Below are 18668 nucleotides of genomic sequence, written 5' to 3' on the forward strand. Positions count from 1 at the left end.
GGCGGGAAGGGCTCGGACCGGCGCGCGGTGAGGAATCCGCGCGCCGGTCCGACTGGAGGGGAAGGGACGGGGCTACTCGGCCAGGTAGCGCAGCGTCAGGTCGAGCCCCGCTGTCGAGCGCAGCGAGCCGAAGTGGTTGGCGATGAAGCCCCGGTTGAAGTAGCCGCTCGTGTCGTAGTCGTTGAGCGTGGTCAGCGTGTTCGTCACGCAGCCTTCCATCTCGATGCGCGAGGCCGCCTCGGACACATAGAAGTCCTGGTAGTTGGTGCCCCGCTCCTTGTCCGTCATCGTGAGGGTGAAGTACTTCACGACGTTGTCCCCGCACTGGCCCGTCTTGCCGAAGGCGTAGTCGCCGTCCGCGCAGGGCGTGGCGAACAGGTCGCGCGGCCCGTTGAGCGGCTTGTGGAAGTACGTCTGGGAGTAGTTCGAGCGGCTGCCCATTTCACAGACGATGGTGCCGCGCATGGTGCTGTTGGTGGTGCAGAGCGAGCTGGGCGGGTCATACGTGGATACGCCGTGGTTGGCGCCCGAGCCCAGGATGACGTGACTCACCTGGGGGAAGGGGTTGATGGCGCCGGCCAGGCCGGTGCGCCACTCCACGTACAGCCGGCGCAGGGCGTCGCGCGCCACCGTCACGCCGAGCGAGTGCGCGATGAGCGCCACCTTCCGGTTGGGTTGGTCCTTCATCACCGCCTTGATGAGCGACTGGAGGATGGGCGTGGACCAGCCATGGTCGATGTTGCCCGCGGCGTTCTGGGTGGTGTTGTTGGTGGACGGGTCGATGCCCGGAACGATGTCCGTGCGGAAGTCCACGGCAATGACCCGGTAGCGCTGGGCGATGAGCGTCTCCGCGAGCTGCGCGCGGGCGGCGGTGTCCCCGGTGAACTGGACGTTCTCCGTGGCGGTGTTGACCGACGTGCCCGGCGGCAGGAGGAACTTCTCCCAGGTGTGCGGCCGGGTGGAGTTGCCGTGGACGAGGATGATGATGGGCTTGGAGGTGTCCTCGTTGGCCTGGGCGTACTCCTTGGCGGCACAGGAGAAGCCGGGGATCCTGGCCACGTCACCGCCGATGAAGTCGGTGGCGCTGTTGGGACCTCCGAAGGCGGTGTTGCCCGTCCACTTGCCGTCGTTGTTGCCGTCCTTGTACGGCGTGGTGCCGGTGCTGTTCGCCTTGTCGTAGTAGAGGTTGTCGACGGAACAACCCGGATGGTTCGACAGGGGCCGGTACTTGCCGTCATAGGCGCGGTAGGTCTCCTGCGTCTGCGGCGCCGCGGTGGTGATCTCCTTCATCTCCTCCGCGTCCTGGATGGGCCAGGTCGCGATGTCGATGCTCGCCGCCTGAAGTTCGGACGTCTTCGCGGCGATGCGCTCCCGGCACGCCTTGATGGCGGCGGGGACCTCGTCGGTGTCCGGACCGGGCCCCTCGTCCACTGGATCCTGGTTCGAGCACGCCATGCCGACCATGCCGACAACAGCCACCACCGCGCGGAAAACCCTGCGACGCGTTGCCATATGTAGCTCCGTTGCAATCGCTAGCTGTGTTGTGGGGAGAGGCGCTGGCACGTCTTTCCGTGACAGCACCGCGATCCGTACCAAACGGGTGGTCCCGGCGGCAAATGAAGTTGAAGGGTGATTCACCTTTCTTGTGGGTGGGACATGAATACTGAATCAGTACTGCGATGCGTCAGAGACCGGAGGACGGTCGGATATTGCGTTGCGTCAGGGATTGGAGCAGGCGGTGTGGGTGGAGCGCGCAGCGTCAGGGATTGAAACAATGTGTCCGGACGCGGGACTGGGAGGCGCGGGAGTGTGTCGGAGGCGGGAATCGGATGAGCCGTGGCGCGGCGGGGGCTACGCTCGAGGGAGCGGCGGAGGCTTGCCCCGTGGTCGAGGTGTCCCGTGTCCCGTCATCAGTTCAGTCGCAGTGAGTTCCTGTCGTTGACCAGCCTGCTCGCGGGGACCGCGCTCTGGAGTGCTCCAGCGCGAGCCGCGTCGCCCGCGCCGGCGAAAGCCCGGAAGGAGACGAAGGGGGCTCCCGGGGAGTTGTCTCGGGCGGAGGTGGAGGAGATCCGCCGGGCCTGCCGCGGAACCCTCACGGGTGTGTACGCGTCGGATGACCCGGGCGCGGAGCTCGTCGCCATCGGCGAGTGGATGCGTCGGCAGGGCGTGACGGGGGACTTCTACGGCAACAGTGAGTTCATCGACGGCTTCGAGAAGAAGGTCGCTGGGATGCTGGGCTTCGAGGCGGGCTGCTACATGCCGACCGGCACCATGGCGCAGCTCATCGCGCTGCGGAGCTACGCGGACGCGGCGAAGAACCGGAACTTCGGCGTCCACCCCTCGTCACATCATGTGTTGCACGAGGACAGCAGCCACGTCCTGTTGCATGGGCTGCATGACGTCATCCTCTCGCCCTGGAACCGGCCGATGCTGGCCGAGGACGTGCTCGAGTCACCGGAGTCGCTCGGCGTCGTCAGCGTCGAGCTGCCGGTGCGATGGCTGGGCGGTCAGCTCCAGACGTGGGAACAGTTGGAGGAGCTGAAGCGGGCGTGCCGCGAGAAGGGCGTGAAGCTCCACATGGATGGGGCGCGGCTGTGGGAGTGCCAGCCCTTCTACAATCGGCCCCTCTCGGAGATCTGCCGGGGCTTCGACTCCGTCTACGTGTCCCTCTACAAGCGCGTGGGCGCGCTGGGCGGCGCGATGCTGGTGGGTGGCCGCGACTTCATTCGCGAGGCGCGCATCTGGCGGCACCGCCATGGGGGGAACCTGTTCCACCTGACGCCCTATGTGGCCTCCGCGGCCATGCGCCTGGATGGCGTGCTGGCGCGAATCCCGGGGCAGGTTCGTCGCGCGAAGGCGCTGAGCGAGGCGCTGGCCGCCGACACCCGCCTCACCGTGCAGCCTCGTCCGGCGCAGACGAACGCGTTCCGCGTCTACCTGAGAGGTGACGCGCAAGCGCTCTCGATGCACGCCTTCCGCGTAGCGCGGGAGACGGGCATCTGGACGGGAGGGTTCGGTCCCACGCGTGTGCCCGGAGTCGTCGCGACGGACCACGAGGTGAGCGAGGGCCTGGACAAGGTCTCCGATGCGGACGTCGTCCGCGCTTACCGCCGCCTCCTCGACGAAGCCGCGTGAGCGGGGCGGACGCTCGCCAGGCCGCTTGTCCGGCGAGTGGCCGCCTCGGTTGCGGAGGTCGAAAGCTGCGTTACGTCGAATGCATGACCGAAGCACACCCCGCCTCGCGCGACTTCACGATTCCCGAAGGATGCCCTGTCTGTGCGGCGGACCTGCCGGTGCGTGTCACGGCGTCGGGTCCCAGTGGCGTCTGCAAGCACTGCGGATGGCTCGGGCGCCCCGTCATCACCGTGACGCACCGAGGGCTGAGCGTCAGCTACGAAGGCGCGCGGGCCTGAGAGACACAGCGCATCCGGGTTGGGCCAGGGCCGCGCCCGGATGCGGCTCGCTGGCCTCGGATGGACCCTCGGTGTGATGCCCTGGCCCTCGCGGGCAGGAGCGGTGGACCCGGGCGCCGCGCGTGCGCTCGGGTCAGCCCGCCTGGGCCGTGGAGGCTTCCGCCGGCTGTGGCTCCGGAGGTGAGGTGTGGCCCGCGGACTCCAACCGGTCCACCTTCCGCAGCTCGGGGAAGCCCCAGGCCCAGATGGCGACGATGGCCAGCGTGCCCACGGCGCCCGTGACGACGGCCGGAATCGCGCCCACATGCTCCGCGAGCCAGCCGGCGCGGAACTCGCCCAGCTCGTTGGAAGCGCCGATGCACATCATGTTCACCGCGCCCACGCGCCCGCGCATCTCGTCCGGTGTCGCCATCAGCTCCAGCGTGTGGCGCACCACCACGCTGACCATGTCGGCGGCGCCCGCGATGGCCAGCGCCACCAGCGACAAGGGCAGGGACTTGCTCACGCCGAACACGAGCGTCGCGGCTCCGAAGATGGCCACCGCCGTGAACATCTTCCAGCCGGCCCGGCCGCCCAGGGGACGCATCGCCAGGACGATGGCCACCGCCGCCGCGCCCGCCGCTGGCGCGCACCGCAAGAGCCCCAGCCCGAAGGGGCCGGTGTGCAGGACATCCCGCGCGTAGATGGGCAGCAGCGCCACCGCGCCGCCCAGCAACACGGCGAAGAGGTCCAGCGTGATGCTCCCCAGCAGCAACCGCTGCCGGCGCACGAAGCCCAGCCCCGCCACGAGCGTGGTGAAGGACAGCGGCTGCGCCGAGGCCCGCCCGGTCCGCACCTTCAGCGAGAGGATCCACACCACGGTCAGCGCGCAGAGCGACGCGGAGCCCAGGTAGGCCCCGGTGGCGCCCGCCCAGCCGTAGAGGACTCCGCCGACCGCCGGGCCCGCGATGGTGGCCACCTGCCACGTCGTGGAGTTCACGGCGACCGCGCGCGTCAGCTCGTCCTTCGGCACCAACTGCGCCGTCATCGCCGACCCCGCGGGGGCGTAGAACGCGCGAGCCGTGCCGAAGAGGACCAGGACGCCGTACACGAAGCGCACGTCCCGGATGTGGCCCAGGGAGAACGCGAGGAGCGCGAGACTGCACAGCAACATCACGCTCTGACAGATGGCCAGGATGATGCGGCGATCAAACCGGTCGGCGACCTGGCCACCGACGAGACAGAAGGCGAGGAAGGGGATGAACTGGGAGAGCCCCGTGTAGCCCAGCGCGAGGGCGCTGCCCGTCACCTCGTAGACCTGCCAGCCGATGGCCACCGACTCGATCTGCATGGCGAGCACCGCGCAGAGCCGGGCGATTTGATACGTGCGGAAGTCGCGGTGGCGGAAGACGGAGAGGGCGGAGGCGGCGGTCTGGGACATGCTGGAGCGGGGCTGTAACGCACGCCCGCCGGGCTTTCCAGTCACAGTGCGAGGACGCGCGAGCGAGCACACGTGCCGCCTGTTTCCCTGGTCGCGAGTCCCCACGACGGGTGCGTCCTGGACTACGGTAGCGCCCCCTCTTCGAGGCTTGGAGCCGTCACCATGGCGCCGCGTCACTGGCTGATGCTGTCCTGCGTGGTAGGTCTGTCTGGCTGTGGTCCCCAGGAGTCTTCGCTCCCCGAGGTGGCCGACCCGGGCCGCACGGTCGCCGCGCTGGCGCAGCAGGGAACGGTGCAGCTCAACCTCCTGTATGTGCACGGTGTGAAGGGCTGTCAGGGCCAGCGCGAGCGTGCCGAGGGCTCCCTGGACGAACTCGACGCGGCCATCAACGCCGCGCTTCCCGCGCGCATCGCCGCCTACGAGGCCGCGCATCCCGGGACGACGGTGGTGGTGCGCAGCGCTCGCGCGAACCTCTACACCGCGCCTGCCTCCGCGCATCATCCCTCGGACTCGACGAATCCCTTGAACATGGATGACTGGGAGGCGGGAGACCCGGGGTGCTCCGCGTCACGCCAGGGCGCGCCCTGCACCACGGCCTATGAGTGGCGCTACCGGCTGGCGCGCGAAATCGAGCGGAGATTCCCCTCGGACGCGAAGAACGTCCTGCTCGTGGGACACAGCACCGGCGGTCGGGTGGCCTTGGAGGTCGCCGCCAACGTAGGCGTGGACGGTGTCGGCACCCAGGACTGGGGCGTGCAAGGACGCATCGCCGGTGTGGTGTCCATCCAGGGCATGGTCGATTCGCTGGGCACCAGCAAATACAACGTCGTCGGCGCGGCCAGCTTCGTCACCACCTGCAAGAACGGAGAGGTCATCCTCGGGTACGGGGACTCGTGTGCTCCGGGCAACGGGTGGTGCGAGTACGCGGGCAATGTCGGGGGCTTCCCGGCGGCGGACTGGGTGGCGCGCAACAAGCACGCGCTGATGCTCACGTCCTGGGCGAGCTGCTCGCCCTCGCTGTGGACGGGCTACAGCGACGGCTCGTTGCCCTTCGATGCGCAGGGCAGTGGCCTCGCCGTGGGGCTGGGCATGACGCCCGCGGCGGGCAAGACGTGGCGGCCGTCCCACGGCATCAAGTACGGCTCGTTCTGCCACGGCACCATCACCGACCCGAGCGCGTCCGGACATGCGCAGGCCGTGACCGCCGCGAGGGACCGCATCCTCGACTGGGTCTTCGCGCGGGCCACCGGCGTGGCTTCCAGCGGGAGTCTGAGCACGTCGTCGTCCATCGCCTACAACGCCTCGACGCCCACGTATGCCATCGGCTCGGGATGTCCGGCGGGGAAGGGCGACGAAGGACTCCAGGTCGTTGGCGTCTGCAAGCACCCCGGCTACTTCGATGGGGATGACCACGCCATCGCCGCGAGCGAGCTGACGCTGACGGATGGCCCCAACTGCACGGGGGCCTTCAAGTGGACGCAGCGGCACGACAGCGGCAACAAGCACGCCGCCACGTTCTGGTGGAAGACCCAGTCGCTCCCCGAGGAGCAGGGCCTTCTGGCGACCCTGCCCGCGGATTGAGCAAGCGCCCTCGGGGGCTCAGGCCGAGGTCTTGTGGAAGCGGCGCGCGGCCACGGCCATCATCATGGCGCCGAAGACGGCGAGCGCGAGCACCTGCCGCCACAGGTCCGCCAGCCCCGCGTCCCTGAGCAGCGCGCCGCGCAGCACCTCCACGTAGTAGCGCACGGGGTTCAGGTACGTCACCCACGCCAGCCAGTCCGGCATCGCCCGGATGGGACTCATCACTCCGGACAGGAGCACCGCGGGCAGGACGAAGAGGAACCCTCCGACGAAAGCCTGCTGCTGCGTGCGGCTCACCGTCGCGATGAGCAGCCCCACGCCCAGCGTGCACAGCAGGTAGAAGAGGGTGGCCACCGCGACGAGCGTGAGGCTTCCGCGCAAGGGGACCTTGAAGACCCAGGCGCCCACGCTCAGCGCGAGCCCCACGTCCACCAGGCCAATCAACAGGAACGGCGTCACCTTGCCCATCATCAGGATGCCGGGCCGCAGCGGCGTCACCTGGAGCTGCTCCAGCGTTCCCGTCTCGCGCTCGCGGGACAGGCCCATGGCCATGATGACCGTGGTGACGATGAGGAGCAGCATCGCGGCGATGCCCGGCACCACGTACACGGACGTGGACAGCTCCGGGTTGTAGAGGACACGAGGCACCAGCTCCACCGGGGAGCGGGGGGGCGCTTCGCCCTGGCCCTGGGCCTGCTCACGGGCCATGCGCATCGCCCGGAGCACCGCGTACTGCGCCACCGCGTTCGCCGCGACGGACGAGCGGGTCGGGTCCGAGCCATCCACCAGCGCCTGTACCTGGGCCCCCTGGCCTCGCAGCACGTCCTTCTGGAAGTCGCGGGGGAAGATGAGCGCCACGGAGGCTTCGCCGCGCTCCAGGGCCTCCTCGGCGGCGACCTCGTCGGCGACCTCGGCCTTCAAGTCGAGGGTGTCCCCGGCGAGCTGGGCGCGGGCGTAGTCGCGGCTCTCCGCCGTCTTGTCCCGGTCCACCACCACCGTGGGGACATGGCGCACGTCGAAGTTCACCGCGAAGCCCAGCATGAAGAGCTGAATCAACGGCGCCAGCGTCAGGAGCGCCATGACGCGGCGATCTCTCGCCGTCTGGCGCACTTCCTTCACCACCACCGCGCGGTACTGCACCACCAGCGGATGCATGCTCGCGAGCCTCCTTTCAGTCCAGACGTCGTTGGAAGCGACGGGTCGCCACCGCCAGCACGAGGGCCGCGAACAGGGCCAGGGCCACCAACTGCGGCCACAGCACGTCCAGGCCGTTTCCGCGCAGCAGCACCCCGCGCAGCGTCGCCACGAAATACCGCGCCGGTATCAGCGTGCTGATGAGCTTGAGCGGCGGCGGGAGGTTCTCAATCGGGAAGATGAAGCCTGACAGGAGCATCGACGGCAGCACCGAGGTGATGGTCGCCACCTGCGTCGCCACCACCTGGTTGCGCGTCACCACGGAGATGAGCAGCCCCTGGCCCAACATCCCCACCAGGAACAGGAACGAGCCCAGCCCCAGCGCGAGGAGGCTTCCCCGCACCGGCACGTCGAACACCCAGGCGCCCACCGTGAGCACCAGCAGCACCTGGAGCAGGCCGATGCCCAGGTAGGGCAGCAGCTTGCCCACGACGATCTCCAGTCGGCCCACGGGCGTCGCGAAGAGCTGCTCCATCGAACCGCGCTCCCACTCGCGCGCCACCGTCAGCGCGGTGATGAGCACCGCGACGATGGCCAGGAGATATGCCGCGAGTCCCGGCACCAGGAACATCGCGGATCGCGCATCCGGATTGAACAGCGTGCGCACGCGCGCTTCCAGCGGAGGCGCGGTCACCCGCACCGGGCCTCCCAGGTTCCGACCCGCCATCTCGACCAGGGCCTGGGCCTTGGCGAGCGCCTGCGTGGCCGTGTTGCCGTCCGAGCCGTCCACCAGCAACTGGACCTGCGCGCCCCCGCGCTTCACGTCCTCGGCGAAGCCCTTGTTGATGAGGAACACGCCCGTCGCGGCACCCCGGCGCAGCGCTCCGAGTGCCTCGTCCGGCGACGTGCCGTCCTGGACGACCACGAACTCCTGGGACGCGGTGACCTGGCGCACCAGCTCTCGCGACAGGTCCGTGCGGTCCTGGTCCACGACGACCAGTTCCAGATGGTCCACGTCGAAGCTGATGCCGAAGCCGAACAGCACCAGCATCAATACGGGCATCGCCAGCGCCAGATAGAGGGTGCGGATGTCCCGGCGGATGTGCAGCACTTCCTTGCCCGCCATCGCGAGGATGCGTCCCACCCGGCGATTCACACGTGTCGCGGCCATGGGCGCTTCAGTCCTCTCCCCGCTGTGCGCGGGCGGTGAGCGCCAGGAACACGTCGTCCAGCGTCGGCGCCGAGTCCTCCAGTTCCAGCGGGTCCACGCCCCGCGCACGCAGCCAGTCCGCCAGGGTTTCCGCGGACAGGCGCTCCGGGTCCACGCGCACGGTGGCGCCGGAGCCGAAGCGGCTCACATCCAGCACGCCCGCCATGCCGCGCAGCGAGTCCAGTGCGGGGGAGAGGCGGGGACCGCGCACCTCCAGCACCCGGCCGGGCGCGTGCGTCCGCTTCAGTCCCTCGGGTGTATCCAGGGCCACCAGCTTCCCGTCCACCATGATGCCGATGCGCGCGCAGTTCTCCGCTTCGTCCATGTAATGGGTGGTGACGAAGACGGTGGTGCCGCGTGAGGCGAGGTCGCGAATCAACTCCCAGAAGGAGCGTCGCTGCACCGGGTCGACGCCCGCGGTGGGCTCGTCCAGGAAGACGATGCGAGGCCGGTGCAGCACCGCGCTGGCCAGCGCCACGCGCTGTTGCATGCCTCCGGGCAGCGCGCCCGTCACCTCGTCCTGCACCGCGCCCAACTGCATCCGCTCCACCATCTCCCCGATGCGCGTCTTCAGCTCCCGGCCATGGGCGCCATAGGCCGAGGCGAAGAACTCCAGGTTCGCCCGCACGCTCAGGTCCAGGTACAGCGAGAACTTCTGGGACATGTAGCCGATGCCGGCCTTCACGCGCTCGGGCTCCTGGCCCACATCGAAGCCCGCGACACGCGCGCCTCCGCCCGTGGGCTTCAGCAGTCCGCACAGCATCCGGATGGTGGTGGACTTGCCCGCGCCGTTGGCGCCCAGGTAACCGAAGATTTCGCCCGCGCCCACCTCGAAACTCACGTCGTCCACCGCGGTGAAGGTCCCGAAGCGGCGCGTGAGGTGGTGCACCTCGATGGCCGGAGTCATGCGGCCCTCCCACCGGTGCGCTTCTCGACGAGGGCCAGGAACACCGCCTCGAAGTTGGAGGCCGCCGCCCCGTGCTGGCGCGCCAGCTCCCGAGGGTCTCCCTCCGCGATGAGCTCTCCCGCGTAGAGCAGTCCCACCCGGTGACACCGCGCGGCCTCGTCCATGTACGGCGTGGAGACGAGCAGCGTCATGCCTTCGTGGACCAGGCCGTAGAGCAGCTCCCACAGCTCACGGCGACTCACCGGGTCCACGCCGTTGGTGGGCTCGTCCAGGAGCAGCACGCGGGGGCGGTGGAGCAGGGCGCACGCCAGCGCCAGCTTCTTGTACATGCCGCCCGACAGTGCGTCCGCGCGCCGGTCCGTGAAGCGGCTCAGTCGGGTGATGTCCAGCAACTGCTCGCGGCGCTCGGTGAAGTCCTTTCGCGACAGGCCGAACAGCTGCGCGAAGAAGTGCAGGTTCTCGTCGACGCTCAGGTCTCCGTAGAGTGTGTTCCGCTGCGGCACCAGTCCCAGCGACTCCCGCACCGGGGAGCGCGTATTCGCCGGGTCCTCACCGAGCATCTTCACGCGCCCCGCGTCCGGGAGGAGCAGCCCCGCCATCAACCGGATGGCCGTCGTCTTCCCCGCGCCGTCGGGTCCCACCAGTCCGTAGACCTCTCCGGTGTGGACGGCCAGCGACACCCCCTTGAGCGCCTGCGTCGCCCCGAAGCCACGGCGCACGTCCTCCATGGCCACGTCCACGTCGGGGCAGGTGCTCATGGCCGCTGCTCCGCGACCGCCGCGTCATTCACCGGCCCCAGGGTGATGTCCACGGGCATGCCCGGAAGCAGCACTCCCTCCGGCGCGTCGATGTGCACCTCGACGGGATAGACGAGACGGTCTCTGTCTCCGCGCGTCTGCACGTTGCGCGGCGTGAAGGCGGCCTCGCGCGCCACGGTGACGACGCGCGCCTGGAAGGTCCGGTCCGGATACGCGTCCGCGCGCACCGTGGCGGACTGACCCGGCTTCGCCGCCGCCAGCTCCGCGTTCGGCAGATAGAACGTCGCCTTGGGCCGGTGCGTGTCCACCAGTCGCGCGACAATCGCTCCCGGAAGGGCCAGCTCTCCCACCTCTAGCGGCAGGGTCTCCACCGTGCCGCTCAGGGGCGCGCGCAACTCGCACTCCGCCACCGACACCTGGGCCCGGCGCACCGTGGCCTCCGCGGCCTGGATGGCGCGCAGGGCGGACTCGGCCTGCTGGAGACTCGCGCGCTCCTGCTCGGTGGCGGCGCGAGCCTGTCGGGACGCCGCGGTACTCGCATGCCGTGCCGCCGAGAGCTGCTGCTCCAGGGACTGGGCATGGGCGCGCGCCTGGTCCAACGCGGCCGCCGTCGTCGCATCCCCCATCTGCTGGAGCCGGTCCGCCTGTCGCTGGGCCAGTCCCTGCTGGTCCGCCAGTGAAGCAATCTGCGACTGGCTCCCCTCGGCTTGCGCGGCGACGGCTTCACTGCTGCGCCCCGCGGCCACCGCCGCCGCGCGCGCACCGTCCGCCTGCGCCTGCGCCATGGCCAGTCTCGCGGAGGCTTCACTCAGCCCCGCCTCGGGCTCGGTGCAGTCCAGGGTGACGAGCACCGCGTTCTTCTCCACGCGCCCACCTTCCTCCACGTGTCGCGCCAGCACTCGCGCATTGAGCCGGGCCCGCACGTCCACCGCCGTGCCCTCCACGACTCCCGACCCTCCGGCCGGTCCCTCCGCGGCCCGCCGGTCCTTCAGGATGCGCACCCCCAACAGGGTGGCGAGCACCACCACCAGGACCACGAACACCACGACGGCACGTCGCATGGAGCCTCTCCTCGATGCCGCGGTTTCCCCCCGCGGTGACGCCCGCCTTGATGGCAAGGCCCATGCCAGCGCTCGCTCGCCGTGAGCACTCACGTGGGTGTCGGAGGCCCGTGCGGAACCCCTGCCGGAAACCCGGCACCCCCGCCGGAAGGCCGACACCCGTCAGGTGCGTTGGCGGGGGCGCTCCTCGCCTCGGATGGAAAGGTGCGCATGCCCCTTGAGGAGAGCCTTCCTTCCGAGGAGAGAAGGGGCTTTCGCCACGCCATCTTCATGCTTCTTCACGGGTTCGCGCCCACCCACCGTGGCACCTTGCGCACGCCTTCCTCGAAGGATGAGGACGGTGGCATCGCCATTGCTCATGAACCGCGCGCCACATTCCGTGCGCACCCGTTGAAGGCGAAGAGGCCCCATGCTGCTCGACATGTACCTGTTCTTCTGCCTGCCGTTCCCCGCTCCGCGCACGCCCAAGGCCAAGCCCGCGCCTCGCCGGGGCCGAGCGAGCGGACGCGGCTCGACGACTTCCCGAACGCCCCCTCGGCGCGTCGTGAAGGCGGCGAGCGGAAAGGCGGACAAGCCCTCCACCGGAGCACGTCGGACGTCGAAGCCCGCGCTGCGAGTGCTCGACGGAGGCCGCGCCGGCGTGCGCTGAGCCGAGGTCGCGGCCCCTGGGGTGGGGGTCGATTGAATTGACAATCTGGGTCCATCTTGTCAAATCTGTCCAGGATGGGGACCGAACTGAAGTCACCCGAGAAACCGCCGGACGACGCGCGGCGGAACCGGTTGCTGGACGCGGCGCTCGGCGTCTTCCTGCGCTACGGCTTCCGGAAGACGTCCATGGACCAGGTGGCCCGGGCCGCCGACGTGTCGCGCCAGGGGCTGTATCTGCACTTCGCGACGAAGGAAGACCTCTTCCTCGCCACGTTGCAGCACTCGATGGAGGTCTCGCTGCGGCTCGCCAGCGAGGGGTTGTCGGATGTCTCCCTTCCGCTGGAGGAGCGGTTGGTGCGGGGCTTCGATGCCTGGGTCGGCCGCTATGTTGGGATGCTGGGTGCGGACGCCAGGGACTTGTCGGAGGTCCTGAGCGCCTCCGGCGTGCAAGAGGTGGCGACGCGCCACGAGACCTTGTTCCTGGAGGCGGTGGCGAAGCTGCTGCGCGCCTCGGGACTGGTCGCCGCCTACAAGTCCACCGGCCTCACCGCGCGGCAGCTCACCGACACGCTCTACGCGACGGCGCGGGGGCTCAAGTACAGCAGCGGTACGCGTGAGGCATTCGTTCAAGGCATCGGCGTCGCGATTCGCGCGCTGTGCATGCCCCTGGGAGCATCTCGATGAAGACGCGAGGTTGGCGGCGTGTCCTGCGCCGTGGAGCGATGGGACTGGGCGCGGTGCTGGCGGTGGGCATCCTCGTGCTCGTCGTGGATGGCCATACGGGCTTCGGCAAGAGCGCCACGGGGGCTCGGCGGGAGCGAATGGAGCGCTCGCCCCAGTGGAAGGACGGGCACTTCGACAACCCCCAGCCGCTGGTGAACCACTTCGGGGAGATGATGTCGGGGCTGCTCCACACCAGCCCCCACACCAGTCCCGGGGAGCCGCTGGCGGTGGAGCACATCAACCCCCAGCGCTTCCAGTCGCCGCCCGCGACGGGCCTGCGGGTGACGTGGATGGGGCACTCCTCGCAGTTGGTGGAGATCGACGGACATCGCATCCTGACGGACCCCGTGTGGAGCGAGCGCGTCTCGCCCTATTCCTGGGTGGGCCCCAAGCGGTGGTTCGCGCCGCCCATCGCGCTGGCGGACCTTCCTCCCATCGACGCGGTGGTCATCTCGCATGACCACTACGACCACCTGGACCGGCCGACGCTCCTCGCGTTGAGGGACTCCGCGAAGGACTCCAAGCTGGTGTTCATCGTGCCGCTCGGCGTGGGTGCGCATCTGGAGTACTGGGGCATTCCGGCGGAGCGCATCGTGGAGCTCGACTGGTGGGAGCGCACCCGGGTCGGGGAGTTGGAGGTCGTCGCCACCCCCGCGCGCCATGCCTCCGGGCGGTTCCTGTTCGACAAGGACTCCACGCTCTGGGCCGGTTACGCGCTCATCGGCTCCAAGAACCGCGCGTTCTACTCCGGCGACACGGGCCTGTTCCCGGCCATGCGGGACATCGGCGAGCGGCTGGGGCCCTTCGATGTGACGATGATCGAAACGGGGCAGTACCACCGCGCCTGGCCGGACTGGCACATCGGGCCCGAGCAGGCGGTGTTGGCACACCAGATGCTACGGGGGAGGGTGATGATTCCGGTGCACTGGGCCCTCTTCGGGCTCGCCTACCATGGCTGGACGGAGCCAGCTGAACGGGCGCGCGCGGCGGCCGAGCGCCTCTCCGTGACGCTGGTGCTGCCGAGGCCTGGCCAGAGCGTGGAGCCGGAGCTCGAAGCAGCGGGTGTTCGGCAGCGATGGTGGCCGGAGCTGGCGTGGGAGACCGCGGAGCAACATCCCATCCTCTCCACGGGGATGGGGACGCCCGTGACGGCGAACCAGCCCGGAGGCCAGCCATGAAGGTCCTCCTCTTTGGCGCGACGGGCATGGTGGGGCAGGGAGTGCTGCGCGAGTGTCTGCGCTCTCCGAGCGTGGAGCAGGTGCTCGCGGTGGGTCGGGCGGAGACGGGGCAGCGTCACGAGAAGCTGCGCGAGCTGCCGCTCAAGGACTTCCTGGACGCGTCGTCGGAGTCTTCGCTCGATGGCTACGGCGCCTGCTTCTTCTGCCTGGGCGTGTCCTCGGCGGGGATGAAGGAGGAGGACTACCGGCGGGTGACGTACGACCTGACGCTGTCGGTGGCGCAGGTGCTGGCGCGGGTCAACCCGAGGATGACCTTCATCTACGTCTCGGGCGCGGGGACGGACAGCACGGAGAAGGGGCGCTCCATGTGGGCGCGCGTCAAGGGGCGCACGGAGAACGCGCTGCTCGCGATGCCGTTCCGCGCCGTGTACCTGTTCCGGCCCGGAATCATCCGGCCGATGCACGGCATCGTGTCGAAGACGCGGGTCTACCGGGTTCTCTACAAGGTGCTCAGCCCGCTGTACCCGGTGCTCAAGGCCGTGGCTCCCGGGTTCGTGACGACCACGGAGGCGGTGGGGTTGGCGATGGTGGCCACCGCCGAGCTGGGGGCGCCGAAGAAGGTGCTCGAGAACGACGACATCAACAACCTGGCGCGCCTCTATTCGCAGCGGCAGGCCAGCATCCGGGCCGGGCTCACCTCGACCTGACAAGGTGGACATGGACCCGCGAACCCGGCGCAGCTACGAGGCCCTCCGGCTCAAGCACATCGGCCGCATCTTCGGCCGCATGGTGCGCCTGCGTGCGTATGGTGGCCTCCTGCTGATGGGGGCTGTCGCCGGGGCGACGCTCATGGATGGCGCGCCCTGGCGCCGCATCTGGTTGCCCATCCAGGTGGTGTTGGCCCTGTCGTTCTTCTTCTTCGAGCTGCGCCGTTACGAGCGGGAGGGACTCACGGCGCGCAGCATCTCCGGCAACCTGACGTTGGGCATCATCCTGGAGCAGAGCCTGACGTGGGGAACGGGAGGACTGGCCAGTCCGTTGCTGCCGCTCGTCCTTCCGCTGGCCTTCGTGGGTGCCGCGGTGCTCCCGCCACGTCAGCGGCTCCTGTTGATGTTGGAGGAGCTGGGGCTCGTGTCCCTTCTGGCGGCGGCGCACCTGCTCGAGTGGACTCCCCCTTTGCACCTGTCGTTCCTGGGAGAGCCTCCTCGCGAGATGCTCCTGGCCCTCGCGGTGTTCATCCTGCTCCTGGTGGTGGCCGCCAACATCGTGGGCGCCGCCGTTCGGGGCACCTTCGAGGACATGCTGGCGGAGTCCTTCCATCAGCGTGACGAGCTGTTCGCCACGCATCGCGCCCATGCTCGGACGCTGGAGTCCTTGTCGGGGGAGATTGCCCACGAGCTGAAGAATCCCCTCGCCACGGTGAAGGGGTTGACGCAGCTCATGCGGCGCGAGCCGGAGCGCGCGCAGCCGTCGGAGCGCCTGGAGGTGCTGGCCGGCGAGGTGACGCGCATGCAGGACATCCTGGAGGAGTTCCTCAACTTCTCGCGCCCGCTGGTTCCGCTGTCCGTCAGCCAGGTGGACCTGGCGGCGCTGTGTGACGAGGCCGTGGTGCTGCACGAGGGCCTCGCCGCCGAGCACGGTGTCCGACTGGCCCGAGGCGGTGATGGTCCGGTGGTCGCGGCGTGTGATCCTCGCAAGGTGAAGCAGGTGGTGATGAACCTGCTGCACAACGCCATCGACGCGAGTCCACGGGGAGGTCAGGTGGTGGTGGATGTCGAGTCCGGCAGCCTGGGAGATGTGCGCGTGTTCATCCGGGATTCGGGGGCAGGGCTGTCACCCGAGGTGTCCTCGAGGGCCTTCGACGCGGGCGTCACCACGAAGTCGAAGGGCTCGGGGCTCGGTTTGACGGTGGCCCGTGCGCTGGCGCGGCAGCACGGCGGCGAGGTGACGCTGCGCAACGAGGCGTCCGGGGGCTGTGTGGCGGAGATGATGTTGCCGCGCGAGCTTCCCGCGGACACCCTGGGCCCGGTGAGGGACGTGCGCGAGGTGGCCCATGCGCGGTGAGCCGGGCGCTGTATCGCGCGTGCTGGTGGTGGACGATGACGCGGGCGTGCGCTTCACGCTCCGGGAGATGTTGCGCAGCCTGTCCGGCGTGGAGGTGGAGCAGGCGGAGGACGGAGAGGCCGCGCTGGAAAAGCTGGCGTCGCGCGCGTTCGAGCTGGTCATCACCGACCTGCGCATGCCCCGGATGGACGGCATGGAGCTGGTGCGCCGGGTCAGCGGGGCACCCCACGCGCCGCGCATCATCGTCATCACGGCGCATGGCTCGGAGCGCTTCGCCGTGGAGGCGGTGAAGGCGGGCGCCTATGACTACTTCCGCAAGCCCTTCGACGTGGATGAGCTGCTCGCCGTCGTCACGCGCGCCCTGGAGTCGGTCCGGCTGCGCCATGAAAACGAGCGGCTGACAGGGGAGCTGAACCTGTCACGCTCCATGGTGTTCTCCTCGGAGCCCATGGGTCGGCTGGCGCAGTTGGTCCAACGCGCGGGCTCCCGCGACGTGACAGTGCTCATCACCGGGGAGAGCGGCACCGGCAAGGAGCGGGTGGCGGAGGCCCTGGTGCGCGCCTCACCGCGCGCGAACGGACCCTATCTGCGCTTCAACTGCGCGGCCCTCACCGAGGAGCTCGCGGAGGCGGAGCTGTTCGGTCACTCGAAGGGCGCGTTCACGGGAGCGAATCGGGTCCGCCCCGGGCTGTTTCGCGAAGCGGACGGAGGCACGCTGCTCTTGGATGAAGTCGGAGAGCTGGCGCCTCCGCTCCAGGCCAAGCTGTTGCGGGTGCTCCAGGAGGGCGAGGTCCGCCCGGTGGGAGAAGACCGGCCGGTCAAGGTGGACGTCCGCATCCTGGCCGCCACGCATCGGGACTTGCGCAAGCGCGCGGCGGAGGGGCAGTTCCGCGAGGACCTCTACTACCGGCTCAACGTGGTGCAGCTCCGCGTGCCGCCGTTGCGCGAGCGCCCCGAGGACATCCCCGTGTTGTCACGGATGTTCCTGGACCGATTCAGCGGCCGGTTCCACACGGGCCCGTTGAAGGTGCCGCCGGGCTTCGTGGACCGGCTGATGGCGCTGCCCTGGCCCGGCAATGTGCGCGAGCTGGAGAACACCCTGGAGAGCCTGGTGGCGCTGTCGAGCGAGGGAGAGCTGGACCTGTCCCTCCTGCCGACCTCCGAGCCTCGGTCGGCTGGCGCCGCGTCGACGGGGCCCGTGGCCGAGGGACTCCGGAGCGAGGAGGGCGAGGCCGCCACGGGGATGGGGCTCAAGGAGCGGGTGGAGGCCTATGAGCGGGGGCTCGTACTCGACGCACTGCGCATCGAGGGAGGAAACCGCAGCGGGGCGGCTCGGCGGCTGGGGATTGGCCGGGCCACCCTGCACGACAAGCTGCGCAAGTACGGGCTGGACAGCGCCCCGGACGAGGGCGGAGAAGGACGGAGCTGACGTCCCCTCGGGCTCGGGAACAAACGGCCTCCCGGGCCGTTCGGGGGCGGTTGTGTCCCCCACGATGTCGCGTCCCTTTACTGGAGCGTGCATGTCCCCCGTGTCTCGCAGTCTCGCGGCGCTGCTTTGGTTGTCCCTCGCAAGTCCCGCCGTCGCCCAGACGCCGCCACCGACTCCGTCGAAGGCCCCCGGTGCCTCGACACCGGAGCGCACGGAGCGCATCCGCTCGCGCTACACCAAGTTCGAGTACCGCATCCCCATGCGGGATGGCGTGAAGCTCTTCACCTCCGTCTACATCCCCGTCGAGGCCTCTCCCAGCAAGCGCTACCCCATCCTGATGGTGCGCACGCCCTACAGCGTCGCGCCGTATGGACTGGACCGCTACAAGACGCAGTTCGGGCCGAGCGAGGCGTTCGAGAAGGAAGGCTTCATCTTCGTGTTCCAGGACGTGCGTGGCCGCCTCATGTCGGAGGGCGACTTCGTCAACGTGCGTCCCATCAACCCGAAGAAGGGCGCGAAGGACACCGACGAGAGCACCGACACGTTCGACACCATCGACTGGCTGCTGGCGCGCGTGCCGAACAACAACGGCCGCGTGGGGCAGTGGGGCATCTCCTATCCCGGCTTCTACGCTTCCGCGGGTGCCATCAGCGGCCACCCGGCGCTCAAGGCGGTGTCTCCGCAGGCGCCCATCGCGGATTGGTTCTGGGACGACATGCACCGGCATGGCGCCTTCAACCTGTCGCTCGCGTTCAACTTCTTCTCGGGGTTCGGCAAGCCCCGGCCGGCGCCCACGGACAGCGAGGACTGGGCGCGCTTCGAATACGGCACGCCGGACGGCTACGAGTTCTTCATGGACCTGGGCCCGCTGAGCAACGCGGAGACGAAGTACTTCAAGGGCGACGTCGCGTTCTGGAAGGACGTCACCGCGCATCCCAACTACGACGCCTTCTGGCAGGCGCGGAATCTCCTGCCGCACCTGAAGGGCCTGAAGGCGGCGATGCTGGTGGTGGGCGGCTGGTACGACACCGAGGACCTGTATGGCCCCTTGCGGACGTACGCCGCCATCGAGAAGCAGAACCCGGGCGTGGCGAACACGTTGTTCCTTAACAACCCTTCCCCTTTTCCAACAGGGATTTATG

17 protein-coding genes are annotated in these 18668 nt (G+C 69.3%); 10 read left to right on the plus strand and 7 right to left on the minus strand.

All coding sequences use genetic code 11. The features are described from left to right. Positions 1 to 72: 72 nt before the first annotated feature. Positions 73 to 1512, minus strand: coding sequence for an esterase/lipase family protein (locus tag FJV41_RS37140; protein WP_141647341.1), 1440 nt, complete (start codon positions 1510 to 1512; stop codon positions 73 to 75). 387 nt (positions 1513 to 1899) lie between these two features. On the opposite strand from FJV41_RS37140, the gene FJV41_RS37145 reads away from it, so the two are divergent. Together FJV41_RS37145 and FJV41_RS37150 are read left to right on the plus strand one after the other, a co-directional pair. Continuing rightward, entirely contained in the window at positions 1900 to 3135 is a 1236-nt protein-coding gene (locus FJV41_RS37145) for a threonine aldolase family protein (protein WP_141647342.1), read from the plus strand. An 83-nt stretch (positions 3136 to 3218) separates the two neighbouring features. Beyond that, positions 3219 to 3413, plus strand: coding sequence for a hypothetical protein (locus FJV41_RS37150; protein WP_141647343.1), 195 nt, complete (start codon positions 3219 to 3221; stop codon positions 3411 to 3413). Between the two features lie 133 nt (positions 3414 to 3546). Here FJV41_RS37150 and FJV41_RS37155 read toward each other — a convergent pair whose 3' ends face one another. Next, positions 3547 to 4833: an MFS transporter gene (locus FJV41_RS37155; protein WP_141647344.1), complete on the minus strand. Its 1287-nt coding sequence runs from the start codon at positions 4831 to 4833 to the stop codon at positions 3547 to 3549. A 162-nt stretch (positions 4834 to 4995) separates the two neighbouring features. Between FJV41_RS37155 and FJV41_RS37160 the strand changes: the two genes are divergently transcribed. Continuing rightward, positions 4996 to 6414, plus strand: a complete 1419-nt coding sequence (locus tag FJV41_RS37160) for a hypothetical protein (protein ID WP_141647345.1) — start codon at positions 4996 to 4998, stop codon at positions 6412 to 6414. An 18-nt stretch (positions 6415 to 6432) separates the two neighbouring features. On the opposite strand, the gene FJV41_RS37165 is transcribed toward FJV41_RS37160, so the two are convergent. The 5 genes from FJV41_RS37165 to FJV41_RS37185 are packed head-to-tail and all read right to left on the minus strand — an operon-like array spanning position 6433 to position 11484. Further along, positions 6433 to 7569 carry an ABC transporter permease gene (locus FJV41_RS37165; RefSeq protein ID WP_141647346.1) on the minus strand — a complete coding sequence of 379 codons (1137 nt, stop codon included), beginning with the start codon at positions 7567 to 7569 and terminating at the stop codon, positions 6433 to 6435. Between the two features lie 16 nt (positions 7570 to 7585). Beyond that, the gene (locus tag FJV41_RS37170) at positions 7586 to 8719 is read right to left on the minus strand and encodes an ABC transporter permease (RefSeq protein WP_141647347.1); all 1134 of its coding nucleotides are present in this window, start codon (positions 8717 to 8719) and stop codon (positions 7586 to 7588) included. 7 nt (positions 8720 to 8726) lie between these two features. Then, the gene (locus FJV41_RS37175) at positions 8727 to 9665 is read right to left on the minus strand and encodes an ABC transporter ATP-binding protein (protein ID WP_141647348.1); all 939 of its coding nucleotides are present in this window, start codon (positions 9663 to 9665) and stop codon (positions 8727 to 8729) included. Then, on the minus strand, positions 9662 to 10423 hold the full coding sequence (locus FJV41_RS37180; RefSeq protein WP_141647349.1) for an ABC transporter ATP-binding protein: 762 nt from the start codon (positions 10421 to 10423) through the stop codon (positions 9662 to 9664). Before FJV41_RS37180 ends, FJV41_RS37175 begins: the two co-directional genes overlap by 4 nt. Further along, positions 10420 to 11484, minus strand: coding sequence for an HlyD family secretion protein (locus FJV41_RS37185; RefSeq protein WP_141647350.1), 1065 nt, complete (start codon positions 11482 to 11484; stop codon positions 10420 to 10422). The genes FJV41_RS37180 and FJV41_RS37185 overlap by 4 nt, the downstream gene beginning before the upstream one ends. 409 nt (positions 11485 to 11893) lie before the next feature. On the opposite strand from FJV41_RS37185, the gene FJV41_RS37190 reads away from it, so the two are divergent. From FJV41_RS37190 to FJV41_RS37220, 7 genes are all read left to right on the plus strand, one after another. Beyond that, positions 11894 to 12133 carry a hypothetical protein gene (locus FJV41_RS37190; RefSeq protein WP_141647351.1) on the plus strand — a complete coding sequence of 80 codons (240 nt, stop codon included), beginning with the start codon at positions 11894 to 11896 and terminating at the stop codon, positions 12131 to 12133. A gap of 74 nt (positions 12134 to 12207) precedes the next feature. Next, on the plus strand, positions 12208 to 12816 hold the full coding sequence (locus FJV41_RS37195; RefSeq protein ID WP_141647352.1) for a TetR/AcrR family transcriptional regulator: 609 nt from the start codon (positions 12208 to 12210) through the stop codon (positions 12814 to 12816). Next, complete coding sequence (locus FJV41_RS37200; protein ID WP_141647353.1) at positions 12813 to 14033, plus strand: MBL fold metallo-hydrolase; 1221 nt, start codon at positions 12813 to 12815, stop codon at positions 14031 to 14033. Before FJV41_RS37195 ends, FJV41_RS37200 begins: the two co-directional genes overlap by 4 nt. Further along, on the plus strand, positions 14030 to 14740 hold the full coding sequence (locus FJV41_RS37205) for a Rossmann-fold NAD(P)-binding domain-containing protein (protein WP_141647354.1): 711 nt from the start codon (positions 14030 to 14032) through the stop codon (positions 14738 to 14740). Before FJV41_RS37200 ends, FJV41_RS37205 begins: the two co-directional genes overlap by 4 nt. A gap of 10 nt (positions 14741 to 14750) precedes the next feature. Next, on the plus strand, positions 14751 to 16097 hold the full coding sequence (locus FJV41_RS37210) for a sensor histidine kinase (protein WP_141647355.1): 1347 nt from the start codon (positions 14751 to 14753) through the stop codon (positions 16095 to 16097). Beyond that, the gene (locus tag FJV41_RS37215; RefSeq protein WP_141647356.1) at positions 16087 to 17526 is read left to right on the plus strand and encodes a sigma-54-dependent transcriptional regulator; all 1440 of its coding nucleotides are present in this window, start codon (positions 16087 to 16089) and stop codon (positions 17524 to 17526) included. The genes FJV41_RS37210 and FJV41_RS37215 overlap by 11 nt, the downstream gene beginning before the upstream one ends. A 91-nt stretch (positions 17527 to 17617) precedes the next feature. Continuing rightward, a partial coding sequence (locus tag FJV41_RS37220) for a CocE/NonD family hydrolase (RefSeq protein ID WP_141647357.1) occupies positions 17618 to 18668 on the plus strand: 1051 nt, incomplete at its 3' end.

Source organism: Myxococcus llanfairpwllgwyngyllgogerychwyrndrobwllllantysiliogogogochensis (genome assembly GCF_006636215.1).
Classification (GTDB): Bacteria; Myxococcota; Myxococcia; order Myxococcales; family Myxococcaceae; genus Myxococcus; species Myxococcus llanfairpwllgwyngyllgogerychwyrndrobwllllantysiliogogogochensis.